Origin of the sequence: Zhongshania sp. (assembly GCF_047636175.1) — a bacterium.
Classification (GTDB): domain Bacteria; phylum Pseudomonadota; class Gammaproteobacteria; order Pseudomonadales; family Spongiibacteraceae; genus Spongiibacter.
In genome coordinates this window covers 150,740-168,393 of the sequence record NZ_JBLIKC010000007.1, presented here as the reverse complement: position 1 = coordinate 168,393, position 17,654 = coordinate 150,740, and the positions used below count along the sequence as shown (strand labels likewise).

Annotated in this window: 22 protein-coding genes; 10 read left to right on the top strand and 12 right to left on the bottom strand. The window is 47.7% G+C overall.

Annotation, left to right across the window (positions count from 1 at the left end; all coding sequences use genetic code 11):
- On the top strand, positions 1–427 hold a 427-nt coding region (locus tag ACI955_RS06125), incomplete at its 5' end, for a S1 RNA-binding domain-containing protein (RefSeq protein WP_415242846.1).
- A 697-nt stretch (positions 428–1,124) separates the two neighbouring features.
- Here the strand turns inward: ACI955_RS06125 and ACI955_RS06120 are convergent.
- Positions 1,125–1,271 (bottom strand): BLUF domain-containing protein, encoded by a 147-nt coding sequence (locus ACI955_RS06120; protein ID WP_415242845.1) that lies wholly within the window; start codon positions 1,269–1,271, stop codon positions 1,125–1,127.
- Positions 1,272–1,823: 552 nt separating this feature from the next.
- On the opposite strand from ACI955_RS06120, the gene ACI955_RS06115 reads away from it, so the two are divergent.
- The gene (locus tag ACI955_RS06115; RefSeq protein ID WP_415242844.1) at positions 1,824–2,189 is read left to right on the top strand and encodes a hypothetical protein; all 366 of its coding nucleotides are present in this window, start codon (positions 1,824–1,826) and stop codon (positions 2,187–2,189) included.
- 190 nt (positions 2,190–2,379) lie between these two features.
- Here the strand turns inward: ACI955_RS06115 and ACI955_RS06110 are convergent, their stop codons facing one another.
- The 5 genes from ACI955_RS06110 to ACI955_RS06090 form a co-directional block, all read right to left on the bottom strand.
- A complete protein-coding gene (locus tag ACI955_RS06110; RefSeq protein ID WP_415242843.1) occupies positions 2,380–2,784 on the bottom strand; it encodes a hypothetical protein in 405 nt (134 codons plus the stop codon).
- Positions 2,785–2,892: 108 nt separating this feature from the next.
- Positions 2,893–3,174, bottom strand: coding sequence for a DUF427 domain-containing protein (locus ACI955_RS06105; RefSeq protein ID WP_415242842.1), 282 nt, complete (start codon positions 3,172–3,174; stop codon positions 2,893–2,895).
- 86 nt (positions 3,175–3,260) lie between these two features.
- On the bottom strand, positions 3,261–3,530 hold the full coding sequence (locus ACI955_RS06100) for a hypothetical protein (RefSeq protein WP_415242841.1): 270 nt from the start codon (positions 3,528–3,530) through the stop codon (positions 3,261–3,263).
- Entirely contained in the window at positions 3,505–3,912 is a 408-nt protein-coding gene (locus tag ACI955_RS06095) for a hypothetical protein (RefSeq protein WP_415242840.1), read from the bottom strand. Before ACI955_RS06095 ends, ACI955_RS06100 begins: the two co-directional genes overlap by 26 nt.
- A gap of 489 nt (positions 3,913–4,401) precedes the next feature.
- Positions 4,402–4,671 (bottom strand): adenosylcobinamide-GDP ribazoletransferase, encoded by a 270-nt coding sequence (locus ACI955_RS06090; RefSeq protein ID WP_415242839.1) that lies wholly within the window; start codon positions 4,669–4,671, stop codon positions 4,402–4,404.
- Positions 4,672–4,921: 250 nt separating this feature from the next.
- Between ACI955_RS06090 and ACI955_RS06085 the strand changes: the two genes are divergently transcribed.
- Together ACI955_RS06085 and murI are read left to right on the top strand one after the other, a co-directional pair.
- Complete coding sequence (locus ACI955_RS06085) at positions 4,922–5,401, top strand: peroxiredoxin (RefSeq protein ID WP_415242838.1); 480 nt, start codon at positions 4,922–4,924, stop codon at positions 5,399–5,401.
- Positions 5,402–5,409: 8 nt separating this feature from the next.
- Positions 5,410–6,210 (top strand): glutamate racemase, encoded by an 801-nt coding sequence (gene murI, locus ACI955_RS06080; protein ID WP_415242837.1) that lies wholly within the window; start codon positions 5,410–5,412, stop codon positions 6,208–6,210.
- On the opposite strand, the gene ACI955_RS06075 is transcribed toward murI, so the two are convergent.
- The 3 genes from ACI955_RS06075 to ACI955_RS06065 all read right to left on the bottom strand — a co-directional run bounded on the left by ACI955_RS06075 (position 6,197) and on the right by ACI955_RS06065 (position 8,510).
- Positions 6,197–6,535: a hypothetical protein gene (locus tag ACI955_RS06075; RefSeq protein ID WP_415242836.1), complete on the bottom strand. Its 339-nt coding sequence runs from the start codon at positions 6,533–6,535 to the stop codon at positions 6,197–6,199. The two genes, murI and ACI955_RS06075, sit on opposite strands and share 14 nt — an antisense overlap.
- Positions 6,536–6,648: 113 nt before the next feature.
- Positions 6,649–7,662, bottom strand: a complete 1,014-nt coding sequence (locus ACI955_RS06070; protein WP_415242835.1) for an aromatic ring-hydroxylating oxygenase subunit alpha — start codon at positions 7,660–7,662, stop codon at positions 6,649–6,651.
- Positions 7,663–7,895: 233 nt separating this feature from the next.
- Entirely contained in the window at positions 7,896–8,510 is a 615-nt protein-coding gene (locus ACI955_RS06065) for a hypothetical protein (RefSeq protein WP_415242834.1), read from the bottom strand.
- Between the two features lie 124 nt (positions 8,511–8,634).
- Between ACI955_RS06065 and moaA the strand changes: the two genes are divergently transcribed.
- The 6 genes from moaA (at position 8,635) to ACI955_RS06035 (ending at position 14,795) form a co-directional block, all read left to right on the top strand.
- Entirely contained in the window at positions 8,635–9,636 is a 1,002-nt protein-coding gene (moaA, locus tag ACI955_RS06060) for a GTP 3',8-cyclase MoaA (protein ID WP_415242833.1), read from the top strand.
- Positions 9,637–9,647: 11 nt separating this feature from the next.
- A complete protein-coding gene (locus tag ACI955_RS06055) occupies positions 9,648–10,133 on the top strand; it encodes a cupin domain-containing protein (RefSeq protein WP_415242832.1) in 486 nt (161 codons plus the stop codon).
- Between the two features lie 25 nt (positions 10,134–10,158).
- Positions 10,159–11,091 carry an AAA family ATPase gene (locus tag ACI955_RS06050; RefSeq protein WP_415242831.1) on the top strand — a complete coding sequence of 311 codons (933 nt, stop codon included), beginning with the start codon at positions 10,159–10,161 and terminating at the stop codon, positions 11,089–11,091.
- A gap of 5 nt (positions 11,092–11,096) precedes the next feature.
- Positions 11,097–12,545 carry a VWA domain-containing protein gene (locus tag ACI955_RS06045; protein WP_415242830.1) on the top strand — a complete coding sequence of 483 codons (1,449 nt, stop codon included), beginning with the start codon at positions 11,097–11,099 and terminating at the stop codon, positions 12,543–12,545.
- A 117-nt stretch (positions 12,546–12,662) separates the two neighbouring features.
- Positions 12,663–13,286, top strand: coding sequence for a DUF502 domain-containing protein (locus tag ACI955_RS06040; protein ID WP_415242829.1), 624 nt, complete (start codon positions 12,663–12,665; stop codon positions 13,284–13,286).
- A gap of 48 nt (positions 13,287–13,334) precedes the next feature.
- A complete protein-coding gene (locus tag ACI955_RS06035; RefSeq protein WP_415242828.1) occupies positions 13,335–14,795 on the top strand; it encodes a TrkH family potassium uptake protein in 1,461 nt (486 codons plus the stop codon).
- Between the two features lie 115 nt (positions 14,796–14,910).
- Here the strand turns inward: ACI955_RS06035 and ACI955_RS06030 are convergent, their stop codons facing one another.
- The 3 genes from ACI955_RS06030 to ACI955_RS06020 form a co-directional block, all read right to left on the bottom strand.
- Positions 14,911–15,855 carry a 2-hydroxyacid dehydrogenase gene (locus tag ACI955_RS06030; protein ID WP_415242827.1) on the bottom strand — a complete coding sequence of 315 codons (945 nt, stop codon included), beginning with the start codon at positions 15,853–15,855 and terminating at the stop codon, positions 14,911–14,913.
- Positions 15,856–16,669: 814 nt separating this feature from the next.
- Complete coding sequence (locus ACI955_RS06025; RefSeq protein ID WP_415242826.1) at positions 16,670–17,104, bottom strand: MAPEG family protein; 435 nt, start codon at positions 17,102–17,104, stop codon at positions 16,670–16,672.
- Positions 17,105–17,362: 258 nt separating this feature from the next.
- Positions 17,363–17,590 (bottom strand): hypothetical protein, encoded by a 228-nt coding sequence (locus tag ACI955_RS06020; RefSeq protein WP_415242825.1) that lies wholly within the window; start codon positions 17,588–17,590, stop codon positions 17,363–17,365.
- Positions 17,591–17,654: the final 64 nt, after the last annotated feature.

The window sequence follows — 17,654 nt, the reverse complement described above, 5'->3', positions numbered from 1 at the left end:
AACCGCGACCTTTAAAGACGGCATTGAAAAGATGTCAGATCTCGAAGCCGACATGATCTTGGAGGGCGTGGTTACCAACGTCACCAACTTTGGTGCGTTTGTAGATATTGGCGTACATCAAGACGGCCTGGTGCACATCTCTGCGCTGGCAAATCAATTTGTTAAAGATCCGCACAGCGTTGTTAAAGCCGGCGACATTGTCAAAGTGAAGGTGATGGAGGTGGATGCCCAGCGCAAGCGCATTGCGCTATCTATGCGCCTTGATGACAAAGCCAGCGATCAAGAGGCTAGCAACAACAGTGGTGATCGCCGGGGAAGCCGAAGAGCGCCAGCTGCGCCCAAGCAAGCGCCACCGAAAAAAGACGCCAACTCAACCATGGCAGGCCTGTTTGCTCAAGCTAAGCAAAACAAGAACGGCCGGCTGTAAAATCAAAAAAGGGGCGGTATTACCACCCCTTTTCACTCCATACACCACTCAAGTAGTCACTATTGGGCATCACCAAACCCCTACACTGTTGCTTTGGGGTTGCGGTCACCGCGAGAATTCCTGCGTATTCGCGAGTATTACCGTGAGCACGGACGATTTTGTTTAAGGTGTTTTCTGGATCTATAGGGCATCCAGTGAGAATCTCGAATTTACCCCGTGCAATTGTGACAGCAATGCCCATTACGACGGAAAGTAACCCAAGAAAAGTAATGGAACTTAACGGAATAGATACAAACTCTCCTTTTCTTATTTACGTATAACACTTTGCTAATGGGCAAAATCCTGTTTGCTAAAATTAGCGAGGTACGAGCCGAGCACCCTGTATTTTGTCCTGGCGAGCACTTTTTAGGCTTGCAGAATTCATATACTAAGTTTGATAATAATTAACGCACCATCTTCTTAAAACTTTCTAAAAGAATATACGCCATATTCGAATTTGAAACGTACTTAGGATCATTCTAGGGATGATCTAGATAATCACTCCACCCAGATTTTTCTCTTCGGTAAGCTTTCCAATATCTTTAAAGCCCATTTTCCAATCACTGAAATTTGTAGACTCGATCGGCTGCCTCAGTAAAGTAATTATTCCAGCGTGCCTTAGATCGTCAATTATTTTTAGATGTAAATCATCAACTAGCTAGAAACCACCTTCAATAATTTGCATGGAATTTCCACCTTTAAATAGCAGCAGTCCTGTAATACCTTTCCCTCCAATGGATTCACGACTATATCTTAAGATGTCTTGTAGATATGAATCTTTAAATGATCTAGCTACAGAGCTCACTTATACTACTGTTATACGTTCCATAATTTGGCTTCAGCTAGCGGGGTGCATAACAACTTCATAACTCACCGCTGTGAATTAGCTGTTTTTTACTCCGTAACAAAGCCGACAGTTTACCGAGGCTGGCGTTGATTTGATTGTTATGACCCAATGCTCGATAAAACTCTATTGATGGCTTCGAAGTTTACAATATTTGATTCACGTGTCGGTTTGTTGCCAATTGATACAAGATTAAACCCCAGTTCTGGCATGCTGGCTTATCACAGCTGCCATCGCCCAAATATGTTCATGCCCGGGGTTAACGCGCTGTAGCCTTTGACAGTACAATTTTCACTGTTTCAGTGCTCAAAAATAATCGCTTGATTGTGCTATTGGGTTATGATGCTTTGTAGCCTGCAACATGTGTTCGCACCTTATAGGTTTTACAGTAAACAGTTAAAGCCAACATTGGTTCGATCTACGGGTTGTGTGCGCAACATCGATAGCGCCTCGCGAGCATACTATTAATCGATTCCGACACCGTATTATTCACTGAGAAACTGAGGGAAACAAATGAAGCCATATCAAGCAACTATTCTTAACGCCGCCGTTTTGGTGGTATTCGGCCTTTGGGCATATCTGAATGTGGCCGCAGAGTCACGGTCTATGACGATATTGATACCGGTGTTTTTTGGTGTTGTTCTCGCCTTGTTGGTTCTACCTCTTAAAAAGGAAAATAAGGTTGTTGCTCACGCTGTTGCAGGGGTCACAATTCTGATTTCGATAGCGCTGATCATGCCGCTGATAGGCTCCATCGGCCGCGACGATATGGATGCCGTGTTTCGAGTGGGAGTTATGATGGCCGCCAGTCTGTTCGCCCTAGTTGTGTATATTAAAAGCTTTATTACAGCGCGGCGCGCGCGGCAGAGTGCGACATAGCCAAGTCGCGCCACCGGCCACATTTTTATGCTGGATTGCCACCAAGTAGGACAACGAATCTACACTATCAAAAAAACCTATAGCGCCTTATAACGCCGAGTATAATGGCGCAGAATAGTTGGCTAAAATTGCGAGGAATAAAACGCAGCTAACTATTCTGAGTTCCGCTTTAAATCCTTTTTACGTCTACTTAACGCGAAACCTGATAATTTTTTAGTGATGGTGATTCACAGTCAATTGTTTTTATATAAATATTGCGTTCGGCCCACAATATTTCTAGGTCGTATAAGCAAAATGAATATTTGTTAGGGTCTTCTACCCATTTCCATCCGGTTTTAACTGAGACTGATGTGAATAGTTCATTGTCATTTGCCCACCAAACTAAAACTAGATAGTCGCAACCAACACCATCATGAAAAATGACGAAAGCTGGAGTATTAATCCAATCAATATTACGTGATGCTTTCATTTTTTTAAGTCGAATTAAATATTTAGATTGGTCAACGACGTTATTGCTGGCAGAAATAGTATAAATTTTAATACCTGTTTCATCTAACCAATAAATTTGACCTTCTATATTTCGAGGCTTAAACATAACGATCCTTGTACACATAACGCTTTGCGCAGGGGCGGACTACGTAGTAGTTCGCCCCACACACTAAGCGTGCTTTCTACCGCTTCTTGTTATGTGTGGTTACGAAGCTCATTCTGTTACTTTGATCCCGTTCCAAAATGCCAACATGTTTGCGATTTCCTTTGCCGCTTCCTTTGGCTCCAGATATGACCATGCGCCATTCTGGTTGGAAGAGCCATCTACCTCTATATTGAAATAACTCGCGTCACCCTTCCAGGGACAATGCGTTGTTTTGTTACTTTGCGAATAGAATGCTTTGACTATCGATTCCCTGGGGAAGTAATGATTCGACTCTACGATGATGGTTTCATCGCTTTCGGCTATTACCTGACCATTCCAAATTGCTTTCATAGTTACTCCTGAATTGACACATAACGCCTAAATAACAGGCTAAAAATAGTGGGCTAAAATGGAGCGAAGCGAACAGCCCACTGTTTTTAGTCCTTGTTGATTTTCTTGTTAGGCAGTTTTTCGCACTCTGCCAGTAATTTGTCTGTAAACCCTCTCATAGCGGTAACAAGGTTGAACACATACTCACTGTCGATATTTAAATGTGTGCGGGCATAATATGCTGCCTCTAAATTATCATTACAATCAATTATTTTTAATTGTTTAGCGTGAGCCTTCTTATCGATATGGCCGGCAGCATGAGCAATAACATTACGGATGGCTTGAGCACCCTTAATCTGTTTCCATTTTTTTTCCACTCACGGGAAGAGAAAGCGAACTTAATTTTGATAAGTATTGCTTTGCTCTTTCAATACCTGAACCAGTAAAATCTGTAAAAGAAGCCTTAATATCTAAATCTGCTTCGACACTTCGACATAATTGATTCATAAAATCCTCAAATATCGACACCAACATAATTAAATATGACTTTCGTTGATACTGTGGAAATTCATCATTTAACTTTGAAGCTAAATCATTACGATAATTAAATCTATAAAGTGTTGGTTCGTCATCTTCAAGTATTGAAGATGTATACCGTTCTGATTCTTCAATCCAATTGCGTTCTGACATTTCTATAAATAACTTGTATGAATCAAGTTCAACTGAAAAATATGCTACGACTTGATACGGGACTTGCATGACTCTCCTGAACTGCCTAACAGTTTATGATAACGACTCAGGCCGTGTATCACTTTGGCCCCCTTATCAAGGAACGGGCTTCAGTATTGATTAGAAATTTACGAGAATTCAATGAGATGGCAGCTCCGCTATTAGCGAGCAACGGCCAAACGAAGACTCATTCCCTTTATTTCTGTCAAACATTCCCTTCCCTTGATCATATCGCCTATTTTATAAATTTCAATAAGTGAAGTGCTTCACCAATATGTTAATGGGACGTACTCTCTTGTTCACATGCCTTTGCGACGTGGAAACAGCGACTAACCGCTTATGTGACTTTCCGGCCGTCGAATGGGTAAGCAGCTGGCCAAGTTATGTGTAAAATAATCGCCGGAAATGTAAGCTCATGGCGTATATTAACCATTTTTTTGCCAATATAAGATTCAAATGCTTGGCTAGTTTATGGGTGAACCAATATCGACAGCACGTCTTCTGCGTTCCAGCCACCGCCTAAACTGACGCAACTGTCAGAAAGCCATCTTCCTGACACGCACCAGTCAGCAGCATGGCGGCTACCATAGCGAGTGGCACCGCAGTAGGTTGCTTGCCAACCAAGGCCGCAGCGGCGACAAATACTAGCGCCGAGCCCGCTGCCAGCAATAAGCCCACCAAGGGGAAATAGCGCTGCGCGCAGTTGAACTTATATTCACTAAAATCTGCATCTGTGGAATCCGTTACTCGGGTTAAGAGCCCCACCGCAAGCAAATACGTGCCATTCATACCGTCTTATTTCGACTGATTAATCATAAGATCCTTTCATATCAGAAACTTTAGCCGCGTTTATCGAACCATTGTATGCGAAGGCGTCTAACACTCAGCGGGTGTAAACAATACGATGTTTTTACCGTGTTACCAGAACAGTGCGGCTCTGGTAGACTACATCGTGCTCGCGCTAATGTGATTATTATTACTAATCAGCGCTTTTTACCTCAATAACGTCCATCTACATTAACTATTAAAGGGTTCCATTATGAGTATTCAGACCGGCGACAAAATTCCCGCAGTTACACTCAAGGTTATGGGTGAAAAAGGCCCACAAGACATTAGCAGCGAAGAGATTTTTTCTGGCAAGAAAGTGGTGCTCTTTGCCGTACCTGGCGCTTTCACTCCGGGTTGCACCCTAACTCACCTACCCGGCTATGTGGTTAATGCCGACAAAATGAAAGCTAAAGGTGTGGATACGATTGCCTGCCTTTCCGTCAACGACGCCTTTGTCATGGACGCCTGGGGCAAAAGTCAAAATGCTGACGAATTAATGATGTTGGCCGATGGCAACTGCGAACTGACCGAAGCACTAGGCTTAGTATTAGACGGCTCAGGCTTTGGTCTTGGCAAGCGATCACAGCGCTACGCCATGGTTGTCGACAACGGCACCATCAGCCACCTAGCAGTTGAACCCGCTGGTGCAGTTGATGTTAGCGCGGCAGATAAAATTCTCGCTCTGCTGTGAACCCCAAAGTGCACGCGCCACGCGTGCTCATTTTTGACTCCGGCGTTGGCTCCTTGAGCATCGGCGCCGCGATTCATGAATTTATTCCCCAAGCAAATCTGCTGTACGCCATGGATCACGGCAGATTTCCCTATGGCGAATGGCAGGAAGACGCGCTGGTAACGCATATTGGCCAAACGGTTACCGCCCTGCTGCAAAGGCACCCCGCCGACATTGTTGTGATGGCATGTAACTCTGCCAGCACCGCCGTGCTACCGGCGCTTCGTAGTGTGCTAAATATCCCTGTCGTCGGCGTAGTGCCCGCCATAAAGCCAGCGGCATTACACAGCCGCAGCGGCGTCATTGGCCTACTCGCTACTCCTGGCACTGTCGGTCGCGCCTATACCGCGCAGCTGATAGAAGATTTTGCTTCACAGTGCTGCGTCGTTTCTGTGGGCAGTCGTATTCTGGCACCGGCGATTGAATCGCTATTCTGGAATAACACCGCCATCGACGAAGTTTTATTAGAAATCAAAGCCGCGCTCTACGCACACCCGCGCTCGGCAGAAATGGACACCGTGGTATTAGCCTGCACCCATTTCCCTTTAATACAGAAACCACTGGCCGAGCTGATGCCAGCGATAAGCTGGATAGACTCGGGAGAAGCCATCGCTCGTCGCGTGATGCACATTATCAAAGAGTTTAATTTGCCGCTGAACAGCGACAGTGAAGAAGGCAATCAAGAGGTGCTTATTCTTGGCGAAGCGCGGGCGACGCCAATGTTGAAAGAACGGCTTGAGGCTTCAAGCCTTCGTCTTATCGATTATTAAACTGCTCAACGCTCTCTTCATAGCCACGCACTACCTTGGCAATATTTTCCATGCCCACGTTATAACTATTAATACGACGACGGCGGCGCTCCTCATTATCGCGACCAGTGCCGATGGCCGTTTTATCCATAGTATCTAAGCACTTTATAAACCGCGCACTATTATCGAGATAACGCTCAACTCTGCGCTTACTAAATTCCATTGCCTCACTATCTGCCGTCGCACCATCGGGGAAGTTGAGCGGTGGCAGAGGCAGCACGCAGCTAGCATGAGCGAGTGGCATACACAGGATGAAAACAAGAACACTAGGAAGAACAAAGCGCATGACACTTTCCGGCAGTCTTAAGAATAGCCAAAGTATACAGAAAATCCGGCAAGGCACAGCCTAACCGGATCACAACGCCAAAAAGAACGGAATATAAAGCCTATTGCTGGGGCTTACATGGCCCGCGAATCAAAATTTTCCGCGTAAAATCTGCTATACCATTTGCGGAATTTAGCAATCGGGCCGTCGCCATCGCAAAGAATAGGTAGCGGACGATAGATTTTATGCTCCCAGATTTGCTTATCTTCTGCCAGCTGACCAACAATATTGGCGATAATGGCGGCGTTAACACCGCCTTTCTTCACTTCGCCATTTATCTTAGGTTGGATAAACGCGAATCGCACCTGTACTTTATGCTCATCAATCGGCGTGGTCAGCCCCAGTAAAAACGTGTCGGCAATACCTTCAAACTTGGTATAGCCTTGGCCTGGACCAGCACTACCAGTGCGAATAGAGCCTTTCACTTCGCCGCGAGGGGTAGGCATATTCGCCACCTGCAAGCCGCGCACAAAATAGCCGTCGTAGGTTGTTTCCCATTCGGGGAAAGAAGCCGTGCCGTGCACATATTTAAAATGTGCGGGATCAGCTGCGTTCTCTGCCATCTCTTGGGGATGGGTATGAATAATCCACTCGTAACGATCCTGTGGCGACCAATCGTCACTATTGGCCTCGTCATGACTAATCACTTCCCACAACGGCGCAACACCATCTGGGTGATACCAAGCCCAAATAACCTGATTGGTTTCGCGGATAGGGAAAGTCTTAAGGCATTTTTGACCCACTACTTTTGGCGGCATATTTTTCGCGTAGGGCACTTCAACACATTCACCCTCGGGGCTAAATTTCCAAGAGTGGAAAGGGCAAACAATATTATTACCTTCAATACGGCCGCCACCGGTGCCAGAGCGCTCATGAATACCATGGCCCAAATGCGCGCCCAAGTGGGGGCAATAGGCTTCCATTAATACGGCTTTTCCAGCCTCGGTACGGAACAACACCAGCTCTTGACTAAAATAGTGCACTGCGCGTGATTCGCTGGCCCCTAATTCGTCAGAATAAGACACCGCAAACCAGCCAAAGGGCATTGGCATGGGGTAGCGTTTTATCGTATTGGTCTCGGTAATCATATTCTTATCCTCGGCTGAACTGGCCCGACGCGACAACAGCGCAATCAAGCCTCAGTAGGGTGCTAAGCAAGCGCCACTATCGACGCCCCACAATTGCCTCACACTTTACTCTTCGAAGCCGGAGAGACAATGACAAAATGAGACATGAAGATGGCAAAAAACGCCAATTGCAGCGCAGGGTGAGGTTTTATTATATTGAGCGGCGATCATTGGGATCGTCGCTCAGAAGCGCATTACTTCCAGTTTTTGTAGCGCTCCATTATGACATCGGCGCCCATACGAATCAGCGACTCGTTTGCCGAGCCGGGCTCTATACCGGTGCGCAAAATAGCTTGCTGCACAGCGACTTCCTTAGCGACCTCTTCCATTGTGGGGCCATCAACTTCATCACCCTCGGCGGTTTCGACTTCGCCGGCTGCGGCAGCGCGAATAATGGCTTCGCGCTCAGAGCCCGGCTCGGCACCGCTGCGACGGACCACCTCTTCTACTGCCAAGTCTTCCGCCGCCTGGCGACTACTGATGCGATTACCTTGGGCATCGTAAATACCGTTGTATGGTTGATAGGCCGTTTCCGGTGACTGCCCCATGCTGATACGGATCATGGCCGCTTCAGTCGAGTCTGGTGCCACCCCCGCTTTTTTCACTGCGGCTTCTGCTGCGCGGGCCTTGCCGATCTGTATCGCCGTTACCGGCTGGCCATGGCGGTCATAAATCGCACCAGACTGGGTGGTGGTGTTATTACTTGTCGCAACGTGGCTGGAACTAGCAGGATTAGCCGCATTGTCTGCAGCATATACAGGCAATGCCGCGCAGACTGAAATTAAAGCCACGGTCGTAAAAAACTTCATATATCGCCCTATTTATCATTCAAAATTAATTATCCTGATATTGGCCAGATAGCGCTAATACCCTGAAATACCATAATAAAACACAGCACTGCCAGCATTCAATACATGTGCTAATATCGACACCATGATTAACACTGATGCCCCACTACAAGATCGCTTTGGCCGCGGAGTTGAATACCTTCGCCTATCGGTCACTGATCGCTGCGATTTCCGCTGTGTTTATTGCATGGCAGAAGACATGACTTTTTTGCCACGCAATCAAATTCTTAGTTTGGAACAGTTGTACGACATTGCGAGCAGTTTTGTGCAGCTGGGCGTTAAAAAAATTCGCCTGACCGGTGGCGAGCCCATGGTACGCAATAATGTGATGTCGCTCATCGAGCGCCTGGGGAAAATTGAACAGCTAGAACAACTGCACCTCACTACCAATGGCGCCCAGCTCGATAAATTCGCCGCGCCGCTAAAAGCCGCTGGGCTGACGGGTATGAACATCAGCCTAGACAGCCTGCAGCCCGCTCGCTTTAAAGAATTAACTCGCTTTGGTGACCTAAAGAAAGTATTGACCGGAATTGACGCCGCCCGCGATGCCGGTTTTGACCGCCTAAAATTAAATGCGGTGATTCTCAAAGGACGTAACGACGACGAAATTTTAGATCTTATCGACTTCATTCGCGACAAACACATCGATATTAGCTTTATAGAAGAAATGCCACTGGGCAATATTAGCGAGCACGACCGCGCCCTGAGCTTTATTAGCAGCGAGCAAATTCGCACACAAATAGAAGCGCGCTACGCGCTCACCCCTACCACCGAGAACACCGGTGGGCCGTCGCGATACTATCGTATGACCGACAGCACGTCACGGATCGGCTTTATATCGCCACACAGCAATAACTTCTGCCATTTATGTAACCGTGTGCGGCTAACCGTAGAGGGTCGCCTGTTACTCTGCCTTGGCAATGAACATTCAGTGAGCCTCAAAGAACTTGTCGACAGCTATCCCGGCGATGAGGAAAAATTGCAGCAGGCCATCATCCAAGCAATGGATCTCAAGCCCGAAAGCCACCATTTCTCCTTAGACGACGAGCCCCAAATTGTTCGATTTATGAACACCACAGGCGGCTAACGCAGCACTCTATGGTTTCCAACGATACCAACAGCGATGATCTTATTGAGCTGCTCAGTTTAGAGCCTCACCCTGAAGGTGGCTATTTTTGTAGAACCTTTACCTCCGGCCACTTGAGCGGCGACCGCGCTGCCATGTCGGCTATATATTACCTGCTCACTAAAGCCAGCCCAGTCGGCCATTTACATAGTAACCGCTCAGATATACTCCACTTTTGGCAGCACGGCAGCCCTCTTTACTACACCTTAGTAGCGCCAGACGGCAGTATAGTAAATGTAGTTATGGGGCCAGATGTGACCGCCGGCCAACAGCTGCAAATGCTGGTGCCCGGCGGATACTGGAAAGCATCCGAACTGCGAGACGGTGAGTACGGCCTAATCTCTGAGGCGGTGTGCCCCGGTTTTGATTTTGATGATCACCAATTTGCCAGTGCCCAAGACATACAAAAGAACTACCCACAACATTGGACGGCATTAAGGCCGCTGATTTCTGGCTAACTTATACAATATACCGGAACACCTTATGACAGACGCCCGCAAGGACATAGACCAGCTCATTGCCAAGCTCGCCGAGCAGGGCTATATCGCCAGCTCCGCCATTGCCACCACGCTCTATATTGCGCAGCAGCTGGAACGCCCCATCCTGATTGAAGGGCCGCCGGGTGTAGGTAAAACTGAGCTCGCCAATGCCACCGCTGCCATGCTCGACAAGCCGATGTTTCGCTTGCAGTGCTACGAGGGCTTAGATGAAAGCAAAGCGCTCTACGATTGGAAATACAGCAAGCAACTGCTGTACGTGCAGGTACTGAAAGAACAACTCAACGAGATTCTCGACGGCGCCGATGGTTTATCGAATGCGGTAGAGCGCCTACATAATTTCGATGACATTTTCTATTCTGAGCGGTTTTTAGAACCAAGACCTTTGCTCAAAGCGCTGCAAAGCGACAATGGCGCCGTCTTGCTGATAGACGAAATTGACAAGGCCGACTATGAATTTGAATCACTGCTCTTAGAAATTCTCGCCGACTTTAAAGTCACCCTGCCAGAAATTGGCACCCTAGCAGCCGTTCACAAACCCTTGGTCATTCTAACCAGCAACAACACCCGCGACCTCAGTGACGCGCTTAAACGGCGCTGCCTGCACTTATATATTCCCTTTCCAGAGGCAAAACTGGAAAGCCGGATTGTGCAAAGCAGAGTGCCAGAAGTCCCCGACGAACTGCGACGCCAATTGGTCAACTTTGTACACGACGTCCGCAAACTCGATTTAAAGAAGCAACCCGCCATCAGCGAAACCATAGACTGGGCGCGCAGCTTATTGCTACTGCATTGCGATAGCCTGTCGCGGCAGCTAGTCGATGACACACTTAACGTACTGCTCAAATACGAAGAAGATATCAATATGCTTGAGCCAGAATTACACAGCCTAATTAAACGCGCGAATAGGCACCTGTAAACCCCGTGGACGAAACTCTACTGCAATTTATTCGCCACCTGAGAAATCACGGTTTGGCAATATCTACCGCCGAGACGCTAGACGCAATGCGTGTAGTGGCCACCTTGGGCTACAGCGATCCCACGCTATTACGGGACGGCCTCGCGAGCAGCCTTGCTAAAACGGTGGATGACTACAATAGCTTTGGCGAATGTTTTGAGCGCTTCTTTCAACTTGAAGCGGGTGAAAATGCCCCTGACCTTAACGATCAACAGCGCGCTGAAAATAGCGATACACCTGAGGCGCAGGGCAGCCAAAACGAAGACCAAACAGCGCGTGGCGACAACGGTGCGAGCGAAGGCCAAGGAGGCGAAGATGACGGACAAGGCGCCGGTGATGGCCAGAGCGAAGGTGAGAGTAAGGGCGAAGGTAAGGGCGGGGGCGGAAGCAGCGGCCAGCGCGACAGCACGCTAAAAGATGTTATACGCGCCGCCGCAGAAATAAACCTCGAAAAGATCCAATATCGCACTCAGCGCGGGGTCTACCGGCGCAAGATTTTAACGGCCCTAAATGACGAGCAAACACTAGAGGACATTAAAAAACTTTACGACGCCGGCGACGACGAAAAAGCCCATGTGTTGGAGCAATTGCGCGAAGGCCAAATTGCCGCCGTAAAATACCTTATCGACCGTCAGCTGCTATTAAATAACGATAACGCTAGCAAGCAACTTCGCGACGCCAGCTTGCAAGACACCTCGCTGTCAGCAATGGAGCATTACCACCGCGAGCGCCTGCCGCCCATCATTCGTAAACTGGCTAAAAAACTCGCCTCTCGTCATCGTCAGCGGCACAAGAGTGCTAGGCGCGGCAAACTCGATTTGGGTAAAACCCTGCGCCGGAACATCGCCTATGGCGGCGTTCCCTTCCACCGTTTTTGGAAGACCACCCGCAAAGATAAAAGCGATATTTTTGTACTGTGCGATATCAGTGGTTCTGTCAGCGCGTGGTCGCGGGTACTACTCCTTTTTGTACAGGCCTTGAGCGATGTTCTACCCAATACCCGCAGCTTTGTTTTCTGTGGCCAAAGTATTGAAGTCAGCGACTTGTTTAAGCAATACCCGGTGGACGAAGCCTTGGCCATTATTCACCAGCGGCACGGTCTGGGGGGCAGCGATTACGGCTTGGCGCTAAATAGCTTTTGGACCCAAATAGAAGACAAGCTCAATCGCCGCAGCTGCGTTATCATTCTTGGCGACGGCCGAGGCAACGGCGGAGACACCGGGATCGATGCACTGCGCAGTATTTATCATCGCGCCAGACTGGTCCTTTGGTTTAATCCAGAATCCCATCACAGCTGGAATACCGGTGACTCAGAAATACGTCGCTATCAGAGCGCCAGTCACTTCGTCGCTGAGTGCGGATCACTGCGCAAACTAGAGCGCCTGCTAGACCAATTACTAAGCCTACTGCGCTAATAAACATTAGCACTTCGGTTATCGCAAATGCGGTATCATTATCCAGTAATTCATCATACAAAGACGTCACACAATACTGCTTATTATTGCGGCACGTCATCATCAGCGCGGGCCATCATGAATAGATTCAAACATTTTATTAATCAGTCATTTATCGGTGGTGTATTAGTTATCGCCCCGATCATCATTTTGTTGCTGGGCCTGCGTTGGGCGGTCAATAGTGTGCAGTCCTTGATTGCCCCCATGACCAGCCCCCTAGTCAGGATAAGCGGTGCGCCGCCACTTCTAGTCGACCTAATAGTTATCGCGCTTATTTTCTTTAGCTGCTTTATTGTCGGTACCGTTGTGGCCACTAGCGCTGGGCGCTGGGCGCAAAATTTCGTCGACGCACATTTAGCGCGTTTCGCGCCTGGCTACCGCTTAATTCGCGACATCATTCAACAAATGTTCGGTACCAATAGCAACTCTCCGTTTACCAAAGGTGAGGTCGCTGTGGTGCAACTTTATGGCACCCAAAATCCGGTCCGCGCCACCGCCATAATCACTAGCCGCCATAGCAATGGCTGGTTCACAGTATTTGTGCCCACCGGCCCCAATCCAACGTCTGGATTTGTCTACCATCTGCCACCCGAGTGCGTGGAAACGCGGCCCGATATAAAGCTCGACACAGCGTTTAAATCTATTATTTCCTGTGGTGCAGGTTCTTCTGAACTGGGTCTCATCCGGTCTCAGGAAAACTGATTTCTACCAACGCGACCAGATGTAATAAACAGTGACAGTGACCAAATAATGACTCAGTCGACACTTATTAAGCCGGTGCTAAAAGTCTGCAGCTTAATATTGCTGGTCTTTGGCCTGTTGATGACCGTGCCACTGCTAATGGCAATTATTTACCACACTGGGAACACTGCGGCTTTTAGTAACTCCATCGCTCTCACCGTCGGCCTTGCCGCCGGCGGGTGGCTGTTGTCGCGATCACACCGCATCAATATGCTCAACCCACGGCAGATGTTTTTAATTACTACTAGCTCATGGCTTCTCATTTCATTAACCGGAGCCCTGCCTTTTTTATTGATTCCCGGTTTTTCCAGCATCACCGACGCGGTGTTTGAGTCGGTGTCTGGCCTCACCACAACAGGCTCCACCGTACTCACCGGCCTAGACACCATGCCCCACGATATTTTGGTGTGGCGTTCAATGCTGCAGTGGGTTGGCGGTCTAGGCGTTATCGGCATGGCGGTAGCAATTCTGCCCTTTCTCAAAGTCGGTGGTATGCGTTTATTCCAAACCGAATCCTCTGACTGGTCGGACAAAGCCATACCGCGTTCGCGCACCATGGTTACCATGATTATTTACGTCTATATCATTCTGACCTTTCTCTGCACCCTCGCCTTTATGTTTACCGGTATGGACAGTTTCCATGCGGTTAACCATGCCATGACAACAATCTCCACTGGCGGCTACTCAACCTCAGATAGCTCCTTCGCACAGTTCGCAGACCTCGGCAGCCACTGGGTGGCGATTGCATTCATGATCCTTGGCGCCCTGCCCTTCGCCATCTACGTGCACTTTTTAATGAAGCGCAATTGGCGGGTATTTAACGATCAACAAATTCGCGGTTTTTTACTCACCATTATCATCATCAGCGTCATTATGACATTGTATCTTATGTCGGAGACAGGCCTTGACCTGCTGCACGCCTTTACCTACGCCACGTTTAATTTGGTGTCTGTTATCACCACCACGGGCTTCGCCAGCGGCGACTACTCACAATGGGGAGAACTTGCCGTCGCTGCATTTTTCTTCGCCATGTTCATCGGTGGGTGTTCTGGTTCTACCAGCGGTGGGATCAAGATTTTTCGCTTCCAATTATTATTTATGATGATGCAAGAAAGCATAGTACGCGCCGTTCACCCCCGCGCCATGATCCGGCGCTACTATAACGGCCGTGCAGTAGACGACAGTATCGTTATTTCGGCCGTCACTTTTGTATTCATTATGTTGGTATCCCTAGTCATCATTACCCTGCTTCTCGCCTTTAGTGGCCTCGACCTTGTCACCAGTCTCACCGGCGCCTCCACCGCACTCATGAACGTCGGTCCAGGCCTTGGCAACATCATCGGACCCGCCGGCAACTTTTCGAGCTTGCCAGACAGCAGTAAATGGATTCTCAGTGTCGGAATGTTGTTGGGTAGACTAGAGTTTATGACGATTATTTTAGTGCTAACGCCAACGTACTGGAAAAGCTAACATCGCGGCACAAAACGCCTGTGAGGCTATTCACTTTATATCGACACACTGCTATAAAAATATCACTGAAGCCCCGACCCTAGGAATCTAGACAAACGACTTTAAATTTAAGCTTTTAATAGCCACGGGGGCGGCTGATGGATTCCGGTATCTTACCGGTCTCAAAATAAGTCATTAAATTACGCGCTACAATTTCGGAAGCAGTGCGAGTATTTGTGGGCGCCGATATATGCGGTAATACTGTTATCTTTGGAGAATCCCATAAGGCGCTAGTCATGGGTAGCGGTTCCGTTTCAAAAACATCTAGCACAGCATGGTCTAAATGGGCATTTTCCAAGTGTCGTAATAAAGCGTCTTGATCTATTATTTGGCCACGAGAAAAATTAATAATTGACGCCCCCGTAGGCAAAAGTCTCAGTCTTTTATCATTTAATAAGCCATGGGTTTCGGCCGTTAACGGCAGTAAGCAAATAAGTATGTCAGATTTCGCCAATATGTCAGCAAGCTGGTCCATGCCCGCAAAGCATTTAACGCCCTCCATATTACTTAAGCGTCTACTCCAGCCGCTGACATTAAAACCATTTAGTAATAGCTTTTCTACTGCTGCCCTACCTAGTTGCCCTAAGCCTAGAATACCAATATTACGATCTTTAAGTTCTCGCAAATCGCCTTGCTGCCATATTTTATGTTTCTGCTGAAACAGGTACTTAGGCATATCGCGGTGCAGATAATATGTCCAGGCAAGCACAGCCTCTGCCATTGTCGACGCTAAATTGGGATCAATCATTCTAACAATATCAAAATTTACCTTAGGCAATTCAACAACAAGTCTCTCTACGCCAGCCCATAAACTTTGCACCCACCGCAGCGCCGGAAGCGTTGCCAAGTCCTTTGGGTCTGGATTAGCGACAATGGCTACTTCAATATTCATTCTCTGCTCAGGGCTTATTTCCTCATACGGGATGATCGCCGCATCCACTAGAAGTGGCCGTATCGCAGCCAACCAAGCATCTTGGTCTTTACTCGCCATCTTGCCTATAAATGCGATTTGTCTATTCATAATTTCATGCTGCGCTGATTAAGTAAGATCTTGCTCATATAACTATTATTACTGGCTAAATTAAAAACGTCGAATAGCTTTTATCCGCAGCTAGAATGACATGATCTTCTACACCGCTTTCTCTGTCCTTGTTAATAACTTGGTAGTCTTCAGATCTCATCATCTCTAAAATTTTGCCTTAGACGGATAATGTACTAGAACCAGAAAGTCCCAGCGGCCGTCGCCCAAATCTCCTAAAGCCACACCCTCAACATGGCCCGCCCACAAAGTAACACCGCCAACATTTTTGAGGAGTAGCCTATCCGTCTTACCGTTACGTGAGTAAGCGTCTCAGCCAGAGGCGTTAGCGTCTCTAGCGTTTTTCGAAAGCGAAGTAAAATCACCATAACCACAGCGCTGGTATCTGGCAGCAATTCGCCCAGCAGACAGTTTGTACTAAGATTATTATATAGACGTCGTGATATCTAAGAACTGCATAAAAGTCAGAATGTCAGCGACATAGCGCAGGTCTTGAATCTCCTTATTGTTATGCCACTGTCAGTCCCAATAGATCACCAAGGGGTTTTATATAGTTTGCCATATCGCAAGTAGACCCAGCTTATGGAATGACGCAACGACTAAAAAAATTGCTGAACTCAATAGCCAAAACGCTAGGCTGTTCTGTTTGACCTGATGATGATCGCTCACAAATGGCGCAACTAAACCGCCTAGGCCGCGAATTAAATAGATAGCCGTAATCGCGGATAGAGCCGCTATGGTGAAAGGCATACTTGGCAAAAGACCGGCGCTAAGCAGTGGCAACAGACTTAAGCACTTATATAGGGGTCTGCCCTAGGGATGCCAGCTCAAAACCTGCAAGCAGGGTCATAAGTAGCAAAACCAAAGTACCGAATAAGAAGATCCGCATTCTGGTCGGCACGTAATTCGAGCTGGTGTGTACAAAGGCATGAGCATAGCGACTTAAGGAATATGCCCATGCTAAGACGAGCGCCGCCACACCGACACCACCGCTGACATAGAGCACAATACAGAGTACATAAAACAATATTGGAGTTTCAAATTGGTTGGCAATATTATTGGATACTTGCACAACATCAGCGGGCCAAACTCTATTATCTAAAGCGGCCGCTTTACGATTGACCGTGCCCGCTTTTACCGATTTAGCTTTTCTAACTCCCATCAAAATAAATACCAAAATGGTCAAAACCACTTGAGCCAAAACTGGCCAAAAAATCAGCGTTGAGTTCATTTTCTACTCCTAATTGGCTTGCGCATCGGGCCGCAATGAGCGGCTGATAATAGTTGGCTAAAATAGTAAGACCCCAGCGCCGGCCAACTTTTAGCGTTTCGATTAAAAGACATGATAATCCAACGGGCTTGGCCAGTCTTACATTTTCACAATACCTCGCGTCACATTAATTCCGCCAACAAGACTCGAACCTCCTAATTCCCTGACAAGAGGCCGCAATGTGGTATGGAAACCAAAATTAAGAAATGCTGATTCAACTTACGGTTTCGGCGCAAGGTGTATAATTTTTTTACTCTGTGCGCTGGCGGCAGGTTTGCCAAATTTACGCAGAGCCTTATAGTAGGCGAAAGCGCAGAAATTGAATACGCCATCTTCCTTGCATATATCCTTAAACAATTGCTCTGCGGCTTTTCTTTGACTTCTGGTACTCAGCTCCTCCATTCTCATTAGCTGATAGAGAGCGTCATGCACCAGCGAGGCTCGCATATTTCCCTCGGTATCTTTTATCGGCTCCGACGGTCTGTCTCAGGCATAGCCCTTCTTGACCAAC